This window comes from Fluviicola sp., from assembly GCF_039596395.1.
In the GTDB taxonomy this organism is placed as follows: Bacteria; Bacteroidota; Bacteroidia; order Flavobacteriales_D; family Crocinitomicaceae; genus Fluviicola.
The window spans coordinates 1,534,505-1,548,259 of sequence record NZ_JBCNJT010000001.1; the positions used below are offsets into that span (position 1 = coordinate 1,534,505).

Genomic DNA, 13,755 nt, shown 5'->3' on the forward strand with positions numbered 1-13,755 from the left:
AATCAGGAGATACAACGAAAATGTAATTCTTTCAGGCAAAATTGTAAGTAAATGCCTGACAAATACGCTTTAATTTATCATTCCGGCTAAATATGGCTGAAATCCTTTTCAACCTGGGATCGATCACGGAATAAAATAGTTTGTCATGGGGCTTGAAAAATATAAAGAAAAAAGATCACAGGAAAAGACACCGGAACCCTTCGGCGGCAATCCGGATGAAGACGTACTGAGATTTGTGATACAAAAACACGCAGCATCACATCTCCACTACGATTTCAGACTTGAAATGGCCGGTGTATTGAAAAGCTGGGCGGTGCCCAAAGGGCCGTCCGTCAATCCGAAAGACAAGCGCCTGGCCATGATGGTAGAAGACCACCCTTACGATTACAGGACTTTCGAAGGAATCATTCCGAAAGGCCAATACGGGGGAGGAACTGTGATCGTATGGGATGAGGGAACGTATACATCGCTTGAACCGGAAGGATCCAAAAAAGAACAGGAAAAATCACTTTTGAAGCAGTTGTACTCAGGTTCGCTAAAATTCAGACTGAATGGAAAAAAGCTCAAAGGTGAATTCGCACTGGTGAAGATGCACGGCAAGGAGGAAAATGCCTGGTTGCTCATCAAACACGATGATAAGTATGCGAAAGCCATTGATATCACCACGAAAGATAAGTCCGTTGTATCCAAAAAGACCCTGGAGCAGGTTGCGAAGACATCCACCAACATTTACAGACAAAAAACCGGAAAAAAAAAGCAGGAGGAAGCCGATGAGCCCGGTAATGTGAAGGAAAATAAAACCGTTGAGAGTAAAATCGGAACGGAACTGGTGAAAGGAACACCGAAAAAACGCTTCTATCAAACCCTGGAACCCATGCTTGCTACCCTGGTTGACAAGCCTTTCGACAAAAAAGGCTGGATCTATGAAGTGAAATGGGACGGTTACCGGGCGGTTGCGTTTATGAAAGGAAAAACCATTGAGCTAAAATCGCGCAATGATAAATCGTTCAGCGAAAAATTCTATCCTGTTTATGAGGCCCTGAAATCCTGGAAGATCGATGCGGTTGTAGACGGTGAAATCGTTGTATTGGATGAAAACGGAAAGGCAAATTTCGGTGCGCTGCAGAACTGGCGGAGTGAAGCCGATGGTGAACTGGCTTACTATGTCTTTGACATCCTGTGGTTCCAGGGGCACGATTTAACGGAACTTCCACTAATCAAACGCAAAGAGATCCTGGAAGCAGTGATGCCCGAAAGTCCGACGATCCTCCTGAGTGATCACTTTGAAACCTCCGGCATTGAATTCCTGGAGACCGCCAAAAAGATGGGACTCGAAGGAATTATGGCAAAAGAAGCAAACAGTCCGTATTCCGAAGGATTCCGGTCTAAAAGCTGGCTGAAAATCAAAGCAAATCGCAGGCAGGAGGTGGTAATCGGCGGGTATACGCACAATGACGACAGCCGGAAACCGTTCAGTTCGCTTTTGGTAGGAGTTTTCGAAGGTAAAAAATTGGTTTATACCGGAAAAGTCGGAACCGGCTTCAATGTAAAAACACAGAAAGAAATGCTGGAGTTGTTCAAACCGCTGATAACCGATAAAGTTCCTTTCAAAGAAGAGCCTGATATCAATAAACCCAGCAGGTTTCGCCCCGACCCGCCACACGCAACAGCCACGTGGCTGAAACCCACATTGATCTGCGAAGTCAGCTTTACGGAAATGACCTCCGACGGAGTCATGCGGCATCCGACATTCGAAGGAATGAGAGACGACAAAAACCCGGCAAGCGTGGTCCTGGAAGAAACGAAAGCAACCGAAAAGATCGTGAAAGGAGGAAAAACAGGCGAGGAGAGGACCGAATACATCAAGCCCCGTGCAAAGGGCAAAAGAAAATCGTTATTGAACCCGACTGATGAAACACAGGTCCGGAAAATCAACGGGCACGAAGTAAAGTTTACCAATCTGAGTAAGATTTACTGGCCGGATGTGAAGGTTACCAAACGGGACATGATCAACTATTATTACCAGGCAGCACCATTCATTCTTCCGTACCTGAAGGACCGGCCGCAGTCTCTCAACCGGTTTCCCGACGGGATAAAGGGTTTTAGCTTCTATCAAAAAGATGTCACCGGAAAAGTACCGGATTGGGCTGAAACCTATCTCTATCATTCGGATGACGAAGAAAAAGACATTGACAAGCACTTTTTACTGGGGAACAACGAAGAAACCTTGCTGCTAATGGCGGGAATGGGGTGCATCGAAATACATCCGTGGAACAGCACCACTAAAAAGCCCGATCATCCGACCTGGTGCATCATGGACCTTGACCCGGACAAAAATTCCTTTGACCAGGTGATCGAAGCCGCACAGGTTACCCGGCAAGTGCTGCTCGATATGGGAGTAGAAAGCTATTGCAAGACCAGCGGTTCAACGGGCCTTCACATTTACATCCCTCTGGGCGCTAAATACACGTACGAGCATTCCAAGGAATTTGGACGTTTGATCGCAACGCTGGTTCACAACGAATTGCCGGAGTTTACCAGCATCGAGCGGATTATTTCCAACCGAAAAGGCAAAATGTACATCGATTTCCTTCAAAACAGGCCGCATGCCACTATTGCAGCGCCGTATTCACTTCGTCCGAAGTCGGGAGCCCCGGTATCGATGCCTTTGCATTGGGACGAAGTCAAAAAAGGATTGAAGATAACCGATTTCAACATTTTCAATGCCATGGAACGGATGCAAAGTGAGGGCGATATCTTCAAGCCGGTACTTGGCAAAGGAATAGACCTGCTGAAGGTCCTTGAAAAGATGAATGAAAAATAAAAGCAACCAATTAAATTCTATAACATGTCAGATAACAAAGAAAAGCAGGATGAAAGAGACCGCAGCAGAGTCTCAGCCGGTGACGGGTACGAGCTCGCTTACCTGGAAGAAAAGCTGGGAGTATCCCGGGATGAAGTGAGAGCAGCCATTGAAGCGGTAGGCAATGACCGCGAGAAAGTGGAGGAGTATCTGTCAAATCGGAAATGATTTGCTGTGGCCCAGGAATGAAAGAAAACCGGCGATGGAATATGCGCCGGTTTTTTAATGATTATTACCTGTTCAGGAAACGAAAAAGACCATCCGCAGACAGTCTTTTTCCCTAATATTTTTACTCTTCCTTATTTTGCATTTTCTCAGCAATAACCGCTGCAAGTGCCTGTAATGCCGAAGCACCGACGGTAGTCGCAGCCTGACGAACAATCGACATTTTGTCGGCCTTCCAGTCAGTTGTTCTCCCGAATTCCACCACGGAATTGAGAATGTTGTTATTCGGATCATATTGCTGTACAACCTCTTCGACTTTACCCAAACGATCGGCAACAATAGCTAACACCCAGTGACGGTAATCCGTTTCATGGTATTTCGCTGCCAAGCCGCGCAGTTCCTCGCTCAAGTCTGCTTCACCGCCCGTTTGCCCTTCTTTCGCTGAAGTGGCCTGCGAATTCCTGCCGGTGGATTGCTGTTCTTGTTTTCCTGCCGAAGCTCCGGAGTTGCCGTTCGTAGTTTGTTCCTCTTTTCCTCCGGAAGCTTTGGAAGTTCTGCTGGTTGACTTCTCTTCCGTTGCTGTTGCAGCTTTGGATTTTCCGTTCGTTGTCTGTTCCTCCTTTTCTGCAGAAGCTTTGGAACTGCTGCCGGTTGCTCGCTCTTTCGATCCTGTCGCAGTTTTGGATTTTCCAGCCGCTGTCTTTTTGTCTTTACCTGCCGTAGCTTTGGCATTGCTACCGGTTGACTTATTTCCCTTTTCCATAATGCATTATTTTGATGTGCTAATAAGATGTGCTAATAAACAGCCTTAAGCTTCTATTAAAAATAGGGAAGAGGGAACTAAACTGCCGGCGATTTTAAGATACATTTGGATTTTTAGCATGTCTTTTAAGAAAGATTGGGAAAATGGGTTGGTAGGTGGATGTGTTTGGGAGTTGCTGTGTCTAATAAAATCAACAGATTTCAATAGGAGGGAAGGTGTTAGATTATTTTGAGAAAAGCGCAACAGTTTTATTCTTGTTTAAGTGCACTTCATTTATTTTCACCTTGTTTTCTCAAGATATTACCTAAATTAATTATAGTATAAACAAGGTCAACGACAATTAGTTGAATAAGGAGTAATATAGCTATAGGAACAAAAAAGTAGTAGTATAAAACAGTTGGTATACCAAATGTTTGCATATAACCATGGGCATTAAAACTTCCAATAAATGCTACATATAATCCATATGAAGGAACACCATAAAGAACTGACATACTCAAAGCCTTTAAAATAAGGTAGTATATAGCATGAAGCCACTTCATGAATCTACAAATAGAATTACTTTCTGGTAAGAACTTTTTACCCTGTAACATTTGTGCAATTGGTGCAACTCGATTAATTGAAGATACCACCATGGCGTCAACATAATCACGAATACTAATATTCTCGATTTTATATTGATCATCTTCAGGAATATTTTTTGATATCCTAGTAATTAGTAATCTAGTTCGAATTAGTTGACTATTTGATGAAGTAAAGGCAATTAGAAAAACTATTATCAATATAGTTGCCAGAGCGAAGTATGTATCACTATGTATTGAAAACCCAAGAATTTCGATCTTGTCAGGTTCAATAATCGGATCACAATTGTTACAACAGGTCGAATCATTTAACACCGAGGTACTCGTGGATGTTTTTTTTGGAAACGAGGTAATCGTTACTATACAAATCAGAGCAAGGGATAACCAGATTTTGTTGACGTTTTTTGATTGATTACTATAACCTTCAAGCAGTTTGTCAATAGTTTCTAATTCGTTTTTATAATCCTTTGGCATGTAGATCTATGAATAGTGATTGCTTAAATATACGAATTTGATTGATTTTTTTTTAATAATTCGTCTTATAATGTTATTGCGTTATGTTAATATAGCTTGGGTACTCAGAGCGAGGAATTTCGCAGAGTAGGAAGGTTATCCGTTTTTATTTTATTTAAAGAGGACGCAAAAGTTTATTTTTTCGAAATCCTATTTAATTCCCCAATTTACTAAAAGCATATTTTTTCCAAGCTTTGAAATTCACCTATATTTTTAGATTGGAGAAGATCGTAAATAGATTATGTTTTTAAACACGAATCTTTGCTTTGTTAATATGTTCGTTGAAAGAACAAAATTCAGCTAAAAAAATGAGGTTGAATATTGTTTAACTTTGAATTTAATAAAGAAAAAATGGGAATACCAATCATAGATTTATTTTCAGGAGCCGGAGGAATCGGAGTAGGTGTAAAAAAAATTAATGCAGATTTAAGGCTTTCTGTTGAAATAGACAAATTGGCATGTGAAACAATGAGCAGTAATCCGAAGTATCATGATGGAAAAGTTCTTCAGGCTGATGTTTGTTCTTTAACAGGTGGCGAACTAAGAGAAAGAGCAGGTTTGAGTTCTCAAGAGCCATTTATTATAGTTGGGGGACCTCCATGTCAACCATTTTCGAAAGCGAGTTACTGGACAGATTCTGGTGAAGATTCTAACTACAGAAAAGCTCGAGCGATGGGAATAGAATTAAAGAAACCATCAATAATTACACAAGCGAAACCTGATGAAAGAAGAAGTTTAGTTTCTGAATATTTTCGATTAATTAAAGAATCTAATCCTGAAGGGTTCTTATTTGAAAATGTACCCAGCATTATGCACCCAAGAAATATCGGTGTATTTGATCATTTTAAAAAATCCGTCGAAGAAATTGGTTATAAAACACTTTATTTAAAAGTCAACAGTCAAGATTATGGGCTTGCTCAAAAAAGGCATAGAGTAATTCTTTTGGGGATGAAATCTGAAACCCCTCCACCACCAATAAAAACTCATAGTGATAGTTTGGTTGAAATTAATTTAGGATTGGATAAATATGTTTCTGTCGGAGAAGCTTTGAGAATGTTTTCAGGGAATGAATACTTTGAACCTGAAGAGGTTATTTCTGGAAAATGGGCAGCTCATTTACACGAAATACCACCCGGAATGAATTATAAAGCTTTAACTGAATGGGCTGGGCATCCTAATCCTACATTTGTTGCTGAAACTAGATTTTGGAATTTTTTGCTAAAACTTCATCCCAACGAAGCTTCTTGGACGATAGCAGCAAATCCGGGTCCTTGGACAGGACCTTTTCACTGGGAAAATAGAAGACTAAGGACCGTAGAACTTGCCATTCTTCAAGGTTTTCCACCAGATTATATTTTTAAAGGAAATCGTAGAGACCGAGTTAAACAAATTGGCAATGCGTTACCATCCAATGTAGCTGCAGCTTGTTTATCTCCAATGATTTCCTTATTGAACGGTCAGTCATTCAAAAAAGAAACATTGCTTGCATTATGAGAAAGATGATTAGTTTATACTCTGGGTGTGGCGGATTAGACAAGGGATTGGAAGATGCTGGTTTCACAACTATTTTTGCTAATGATATTGAACCCTTATGTGGTTTGACATTCGCTAAAAATTTTCCAAATGCCCAGTTTTTTACAGGAAATATATCAGAGTATATTGATTATTTAAAAACTCAGAAAATAAAAAGTCCTGAACTTTTTGAAGATGTTGATTTAGTAGCAGGTGGCCCACCTTGTCCTCCGTTTTCAAAATCAAGGTTCTACTTAAAAGATAAGCCAAGAGCATTAGATGATCCAAAAGCAGAAGAGACAGTTAGTGGTTTTTTTGATGCTGTAGAATTAATATCACCTAAATCATTTCTGTTTGAAAACGTGGCTGGTATTACATTCAAATCTCATCAAGAAGCGTTCGATTATATTATTGAAAGAACAAAAGACTTGGGGTATGAACCTTCTTATAAGATAGTTAACACCGCAGATTATGGCGTACCTCAAATCAGACAACGTTTCTTCTTAGTAGGGACTAAAAAAAACAAGTTCGTTTTCCCCTCTGAAACACACTCGAAAGACCATAAAAATGGGCTTAAAAACTGGGAAGGATGTGGAAAGGTTTTAAAGGATATTGATACAGAAGAAAATGCTTCAGACGAAGGACATCGTGCTGGCGGAAAACATCATCATTTATTGAAAGACATTCCTCCTGGCGATAACTATCTTTTTTTCACTGAGAAGAAGGGACATCCTAATCCTGAATTTGAATGGAGATCTCGATTTTGGTCGTTTCTATTGAAATTAGATCCAGAACTCCCATCTTGGACTATTCAAGCCAGAAGATCAAATAATATGGGACCGTTTCATTGGAGAAATAGAATACTCAGAATTTTGGAGGTTAAACGACTTCAAACATTTCCCGATAATTGGTATCTATCTGGTACAGTAGAGCAGCAATGGCGTCAAGTGGGTAATGCTGTTCCTCCTTTAATGGCTGAGATACTGGGAAAAGAACTTCTTAAGCATATTGATTTAAATACTGAAGAATGCCATATTCGAGACATAGAAAAAATGACTTATTAAATAAGATAATCAATGCATTAAATGATGATGGGTGGAATGTGCTATTTCTCCATGATCCTAGAGATCATCCATTTGATTTGCGAATTTTTAATGAAAACGAAACCCATGACATTAAAATCTACGTTTGGAATTTAACCCATGGAGGAGGAGCCGCTCGTGCAGCTGACGAATATAGAATTCAAATTACTGGAGTTAATCAGTTTGAATCATTTCAAAATGGGAAAGTTCTCATCCTTGGCTGGTGGGATGAAGGGCAAGTTTTTGCGGGTTTTGATTTTAATTTTCATAGAGAAGTACTTGGACATTCTCCTTCTATTCAAATAAAAGAAGAAGCATTAAGAAATGGCTACGTTAACGGTTTTGGAATTTGGCAGAAAGGGAATAATGAAATCGCTATAGCAATCAGACCTGATTTTTTAGGTGAATACATAAAACGCCTAGAAGAGCTTCATTCATTTGGAGAATCGCCCCAAGATCTTGCTCTATTGGATAATGTCATTGAAAACCCTACAATAAATAATGTGCAAATTGAACAAGTAACTATTGAAAGGAGGGAAACTGTTCAGATAATAAGAAAGAAAATACGCGATAACAGCTTTAAGAACAGAGTATTAACTGCTTATTCTGGTTCTTGTGCTTTTTGTGGAGTTCAACTTAAATTGGTAGATGCTGCTCATATTATTCCTGTCGAAAATAATGGAACAGATGAGACTTCGAATGGAATAGCATTGTGTGCACTACATCACCGAGCTTATGATAGACGTTTAATTGCTTTTGATGAAACATATCGGATAATGGTAAATGTAAATCAGATGAATAATCTCACATCTTTAAGTTTAGATGGTGGTCGTGAGAATTTTGAAAACTCACTTAGACCCATAATTATCTTGCCACCAGCAATAAATGATAGACCACACATTGATTTCATTCGTGAAGCAAATAAAATTCGTGGTTGGACACTGAGCTTATAAGTATATGTTTACATGGTTGTCCTATAATTAACATTATGTTAAATAGAATATATAAACCGATAAGATCACCTTCCTTTCCAAGTCTTCTCATTCAAATCAATCCAGCACGATTCGATCCGCATACTCCTCCCAAAATCTTCCCGGGAATTTTACTCTTCTCCATTCCAAAATCTCTTTCCTGATAATTTCTGTAAATTTCATCTATCAGGAATTTCATTCTAACCCCATCAAAAATCTTCTCTCTCAGAATTGCATAGAATTTCTCATTTGCATAATTGATCACAAATTCTTTATTCTGAAGCCTGGAATTTCTCCCGAAAATGTTCTTCACGAGAATCGCGCAGAATTTTTTATCCGGGAATTTGTACAGTATAATCGATTCTGACGCATTTAATTTTTATCATTGCAATAGCTAAATCCTACATCATGAAAAATTTCCTGCTACTGATCCTTACAGCTATCGTATTCTCGGGCTGTGGTTCTCAAGATCAACAAAAGAAACAAGAACTCAAACACGAGATCTATAAACTGGAGCTACATAAGAAACAGTTGCTCGAACAAAAATCCGGATTGAAGGAACAACTGGAAAAAGCAGGAATTGATTATGAACGTGTCGTAAAAAAACAAAATGCAACGGATGCTGATCGCCGGATTGCTCAGGAACGATTAGTTACGAACATTCATCAGATTAAATCCCGGGAAATGAAATTGGAAAAACAACTTATTGAAACCGAATTGAAAATTCAGAAGCTGGAACTGGAATCCGCTAAACTGGAACGGAAAAGTAAATCCGGAACTGACGGTTAGGCTAACCCAATTTGTACCCGGAAATCAACCATCCGGTTACTTATGTTAAATAGACTCTATCTGCCTCGCTTCAGATTTTTTTATTGACTCATCAAACTTTTTGGAAAAATCCGCGTCTATAAAAAACAATAAAAGGCGTTTATTTGATCCGCGAAGAAACTAAGAAGGCTGAGTTATTGCAATCTGCTTAGCGCTTGGTTTCTTTGCGGTATTATTTTAACAACTTATCCTTCAGGCTACTCACCTTTCCAGGTGAGCCTTCAGTCTTCATCAGCCGCGGCTGACTCTTCTTTGCGGTATTATTTTAACGACTGATCCTTCCGGCTGTTGCCTTTTGCAGTTTTTTTGTCCTGGAATCTCCTTTTCGATAATTCATTTCGCGCCAGCTTATTAGCACACAAAACCAGTTCATAATCAGCGATTTCATTGATTCATCAATGAAAAAAAATCCGTTTTCCGCCGAACTTTTCCGCTAAAACCGGAGTCTTCCTACAAACCCAATTACTAAATACGGATTATGAAGAAGATTTTACTCGCTTTTATGACTTGTTCGTCGGTTTTTGCCATGCAGGCAACCGCACAGCACCTCGACTCTACGTTCAATTCGAACGGCTACCTCCCCTACCTCGGTCCAAATTCAAACAGTGAAGGAAACCTGGGATCCGGCATGGGATCTGCGCTGCAGGCCGATGGAAAAATTGTGACTATTCTAAAAAGAGATCCGAATTCGCCGGATCTAATGATGCACGTTTACCGGTATTTGCCCGATGGAATGCCTGATCCGACTTTCGGAACAAACGGTGCAGTTTCTACTTTCTGCGGACAGGCAAGCATCGGTTACGACGTTGCCATTCAACAGGATGGAAAAATTGTATTGGTCGGAGAATCCGAATACTGCATCAACGGGATTTGCGGTGCCAGCCAGTTCATTATGATGCGTTTAAAAACTGACGGAAGCCTGGATTCTACCTTCGGGAACAACGGTCATTTGCTGACAAACAATGTTTTCGCCGGAACTACCGGAACTTATTCCATTCCCAAAAACCTGCACATTCTTCCGGATGGAAAATTCCTGGTCGGAGGAATCGGACCGGGCGGAAAACCGGCAATTGTCCGCCTAAACACCAATGGTTTCCCGGATAATACTTACGGGGTAAACGGCGTGTTTTCACTGACGAATATTACCCGGTCCCAATACAGAAGCATGGCAATTGGTCCGAACGGTGAAGCTTACGGCTTGTTATTCACCGATACCTGGGACCAGACAACGATTTCCTATGATTCAACGAATTATTCGGACGTGACGGTATTTAAACTGACTCCTGACGGACAGCTGGACCAGACTTTCGGCACCAACGGGCTTTTCCGCTTTGATATGGATGTTACCGATCAGCCTTTTTCGATTACTGTTTCCAGTTCCGGAAAAGTACTCATAGCGGGTTACAACATGCCGGACCACTATTATTACTCTCCGCTGGATTTCAACGGTTATGGTGAAACCAACGTAGGGTTTGTTGCTTTCATGAATGCTAACGGAACATTGGACACGAGCATCCCGAACGGATTCAGCACTTTTGATTTCCAGGAAGACACTGCTACTTTCTTCAATAAGATCATTGAGAGAAGCCCGAATGAATTCCTGATCTGTGGATTTACAACCGATTATGTGGGTGGAAATTTCCAGAACAAGGGATTGATCGTGAGCATGAACAACCAGGGACAATTAAACAATGCTTTCAACGGGAACGGATACATGATCTTTGACCACGGAATTGTGGGAACTTCCGGCTGGAACGGGAAACTGGCGAATTTCATGGATGTGGATGTAACCAGCAACAATGATATTTTATTGACCGGATACCGAAACCCGGTTGGTGGCGCTACCAAAGGAAGTATTTACCTTCTGAAGCTTACTTTCGGATCGGGAAGCAACCTGTCTGTCGACGAACCAGCGGAAGCATCCGAATTTTCAGCTTATCCGAACCCGGTTACAAACGGCCGTTTCGAGATCAGCCTGGATGAAGCAGCAAGCATTCAATTGATCTCCATGGACGGAAGAATCCTGTATGAAAGCGAAGTTGCGGAAGGAGTTTCTACGATCTCACACGATTCTTATAAAGGAATTGCAATTCTGAGAGTGCAAACGAAAGACGGGAAAACGGGAACTAAAAAGTTGTTGTTTGAATAATCTGGTAATTATCAAAAGCTAAATTATCAATTATCAAGCTATTGCTTTAATTGATAGAACCGCAAAGATGCGGAGCAGCAAAGTTTTTACGTTCACTTTGCAGGCTTTGCTTCTTTGCGGTTTTTTTTTGACTTTGATTAAAACCCATCAAGCTTCTTTTTGTCCTCAATCTTCTTGCGTTCCTTTAACCTGTCTTCAATCTCATCATCAATTTTATTTACAACTCTGCCAATTGAAAAAGATTCAATTGTCAAAGCACTTACCAATCTTCTTTCACATTTGTCATTATAATATTCAGACAATATGGATACAGCCATAATATCGTCATGATCCCATTTTTGAAAATAAGTTTTTTCAATTAATTTTCGCTCGATTCCTGTAGATCTATTTTTACAAACAACTTCTTTTTCTTTTACTTCAATTTTACCTTCTCCGTATTTAAGCTTAATAGCATTATTTAAATCCGAAGACATATTACAATTCATGTAGTACAAGGTATCATTATAAAATTTAACTGTTAAATCATTTAATTCAATGTCCGCAGCCGAGTAACCGATAATTCTATATGTCTTAACGTTACTAGAATAGCTTGTGTACGAAGGGGAATTATATGTCTTCACTGTATCTGCAAACAACTGAATAATTATCTTATTATTATTGGTTGTAAGATTATATAAGTCAGAGCTAGAATTTGTGCTTTTAATTTTGGTCGAAAATTTCTTAGACAATTCTTCAATTGAAGATACTGTGGTCTTTCCTATTTTAAAAAGGCCGATTCCTTCAATTTTTATGGAATCAGAAATTTGAGAAGATGAATAAATACTGCCTAGTAAGCACAGTATTAAAAGTGAACTTTTCATGTCGTTAAGTTTAATTTAGTGCTCAAATATAATAATCTCAGTGATAAATACTTATGTGTGCTATTAGGAAGTGACAAGTTGTTAAATCGAAAAACCAAAACTTTCATACCTCAATTACAAATGTATCTTTGCTTCAAAGTTTACGGTACATGTTTTCGAAGGAAGAAAAAAAGCAGCTGAAAATCGATTTTTGGAACCAATTCAAGGTCCATATGCAGAAAATCCGTTCCTCCAACGGACGCAGAATGAACTGGCTGGCTTATCCTTCCGAAGTGAAAGACATTTATATCCGTGTTGATGCGGATGAAAAAGGCGCTCGTTTAACCTTTGATATCCAGGGAAAAGACGAAGGTGTGCGCCAGATTTTGTGGGAACAGTTGTACGAACTGAAAATCGTCCTGGAAAGTGAAATGGGAACCGACGGCATCTGGATCGAAAATGCCAGTACTCCCGTTGTTCCGGTATTCAACCGCATTTTGTGGGAACGTTCCGACCTCAATTTTTACAGACCCGGAGATCACCCGGAAATAATAAACTTTTTAGCCGATCGTTTAATTCATTTTGATGCTTTCTACCAGGAATTCAAGGATATCTTGATAAATCTGGCAATGTAGCCAAAGTCTTTGTATTTTTGTCTTATGTTAAAACAAATTGCCCTTATTTCGAGCGTTTTCCTTTCAGCGCTGTCAGTGAATGCTCAAACAACCATTCTGGATCAGGAATTTCAACACGGAATTCCGGCAAGCTGGACAACCGTTAAAAATGATTCGTATACGGAACAGGAACCGCAATTTCTATCGCAAGCTGCCTGGATAGCTGTTCCGGACCCCTTGAATCCTACAGATACGGTTGCTGCTGCAACATCCTGGTTTACGGTTTCGCAAAAAGCAAGCCGCTGGCTGATCTCCCCTCCTGTTACGATCGGAACTTACGGAAATTACCTGAAATGGAATGCCAGATCCATGGATCCAAGCTATCCGGATACTTACCAGGTATTGATCTCCGTGACAGATACCCAGCTTTCCAGCTTTATCGATACGCTTTCACGGGTGGAATTCGAATGGGAAGAATGGACCCAGCACGAAGTAAATATGAGTGAATTGGGCTACAGCGCGAATGAAACGGTTCACATTGCATTCGTTTTGGAAACCCAGGGCGGTTACAATTTGTTTGTGGACAGTGTGAACATCCGCAAAGACGATCCTTTGGCATTACAGGAACAATCCCTTCAACCGGATGTGACTATTTATCCGAATCCGACAAGCAGCAGCATTCATTTTTCCCATGCAAATCTGAAGCAGGTTGCTATTTACAATACGGCAGGAACCCTGATCTATTCCCAGGAAAAAGCAACTCCGATCGCTATGGACGGTTTTGAACAAGGAATGTATCTGGTACGAATGACTGCAAACAACGGGCAAGTGATCACCAAACGCGTCCAGAAGATCTAACAACCGTTCGGTTCGCT

Annotated in this window: 13 protein-coding genes; 9 read left to right on the plus strand and 4 right to left on the minus strand. The window is 40.2% G+C overall.

Annotated elements, in window-relative coordinates:
• Window positions 1–145: 145 nt before the first annotated feature.
• Window positions 146–2,824, plus strand: a complete 2,679-nt coding sequence (gene ligD / locus ABDW02_RS06775; protein ID WP_343633413.1) for a DNA ligase D — start codon at window positions 146–148, stop codon at window positions 2,822–2,824.
• 24 nt (window positions 2,825–2,848) lie between these two features.
• Entirely contained in the window at window positions 2,849–3,031 is a 183-nt protein-coding gene (locus tag ABDW02_RS06780) for a DUF3606 domain-containing protein (protein WP_343633415.1), read from the plus strand.
• A 121-nt stretch (window positions 3,032–3,152) separates the two neighbouring features.
• Here the strand turns inward: ABDW02_RS06780 and ABDW02_RS06785 are convergent, their stop codons facing one another.
• Together ABDW02_RS06785 and ABDW02_RS06790 are read right to left on the minus strand one after the other, a co-directional pair.
• The gene (locus tag ABDW02_RS06785; protein WP_343633417.1) at window positions 3,153–3,791 is read right to left on the minus strand and encodes a hypothetical protein; all 639 of its coding nucleotides are present in this window, start codon (window positions 3,789–3,791) and stop codon (window positions 3,153–3,155) included.
• Between the two features lie 269 nt (window positions 3,792–4,060).
• Window positions 4,061–4,846, minus strand: coding sequence for a hypothetical protein (locus tag ABDW02_RS06790; protein ID WP_343633419.1), 786 nt, complete (start codon window positions 4,844–4,846; stop codon window positions 4,061–4,063).
• Between the two features lie 390 nt (window positions 4,847–5,236).
• On the opposite strand from ABDW02_RS06790, the gene ABDW02_RS06795 reads away from it, so the two are divergent.
• The 3 genes from ABDW02_RS06795 to ABDW02_RS06805 are packed head-to-tail and all read left to right on the plus strand — an operon-like array spanning window position 5,237 to window position 8,432.
• Window positions 5,237–6,379 carry a DNA cytosine methyltransferase gene (locus ABDW02_RS06795; RefSeq protein WP_343633421.1) on the plus strand — a complete coding sequence of 381 codons (1,143 nt, stop codon included), beginning with the start codon at window positions 5,237–5,239 and terminating at the stop codon, window positions 6,377–6,379.
• Window positions 6,376–7,461 carry a DNA cytosine methyltransferase gene (locus tag ABDW02_RS06800; protein ID WP_343633423.1) on the plus strand — a complete coding sequence of 362 codons (1,086 nt, stop codon included), beginning with the start codon at window positions 6,376–6,378 and terminating at the stop codon, window positions 7,459–7,461. The genes ABDW02_RS06795 and ABDW02_RS06800 overlap by 4 nt, the downstream gene beginning before the upstream one ends.
• Complete coding sequence (locus ABDW02_RS06805; RefSeq protein ID WP_343633425.1) at window positions 7,425–8,432, plus strand: HNH endonuclease; 1,008 nt, start codon at window positions 7,425–7,427, stop codon at window positions 8,430–8,432. Before ABDW02_RS06800 ends, ABDW02_RS06805 begins: the two co-directional genes overlap by 37 nt.
• A gap of 91 nt (window positions 8,433–8,523) precedes the next feature.
• On the opposite strand, the gene ABDW02_RS06810 is transcribed toward ABDW02_RS06805, so the two are convergent.
• A complete protein-coding gene (locus ABDW02_RS06810; RefSeq protein ID WP_343633427.1) occupies window positions 8,524–8,763 on the minus strand; it encodes a hypothetical protein in 240 nt (79 codons plus the stop codon).
• 95 nt (window positions 8,764–8,858) lie between these two features.
• Between ABDW02_RS06810 and ABDW02_RS06815 the strand changes: the two genes are divergently transcribed.
• Window positions 8,859–9,239, plus strand: coding sequence for a hypothetical protein (locus tag ABDW02_RS06815; protein WP_343633429.1), 381 nt, complete (start codon window positions 8,859–8,861; stop codon window positions 9,237–9,239).
• A 517-nt stretch (window positions 9,240–9,756) separates the two neighbouring features.
• Window positions 9,757–11,427: a T9SS type A sorting domain-containing protein gene (locus tag ABDW02_RS06820; protein WP_343633431.1), complete on the plus strand. Its 1,671-nt coding sequence runs from the start codon at window positions 9,757–9,759 to the stop codon at window positions 11,425–11,427.
• A 137-nt stretch (window positions 11,428–11,564) separates the two neighbouring features.
• Here ABDW02_RS06820 and ABDW02_RS06825 read toward each other — a convergent pair whose 3' ends face one another.
• Window positions 11,565–12,287: a hypothetical protein gene (locus ABDW02_RS06825; RefSeq protein WP_343633433.1), complete on the minus strand. Its 723-nt coding sequence runs from the start codon at window positions 12,285–12,287 to the stop codon at window positions 11,565–11,567.
• Between the two features lie 149 nt (window positions 12,288–12,436).
• Here ABDW02_RS06825 and ABDW02_RS06830 point away from each other — a divergent pair, with 149 nt between their 5' ends.
• Together ABDW02_RS06830 and ABDW02_RS06835 are read left to right on the plus strand one after the other, a co-directional pair.
• Window positions 12,437–12,901, plus strand: coding sequence for a DUF4268 domain-containing protein (locus tag ABDW02_RS06830; RefSeq protein ID WP_343633435.1), 465 nt, complete (start codon window positions 12,437–12,439; stop codon window positions 12,899–12,901).
• A gap of 24 nt (window positions 12,902–12,925) precedes the next feature.
• Window positions 12,926–13,738: a choice-of-anchor J domain-containing protein gene (locus tag ABDW02_RS06835; RefSeq protein ID WP_343633437.1), complete on the plus strand. Its 813-nt coding sequence runs from the start codon at window positions 12,926–12,928 to the stop codon at window positions 13,736–13,738.
• Window positions 13,739–13,755 lie beyond the last annotated feature (17 nt).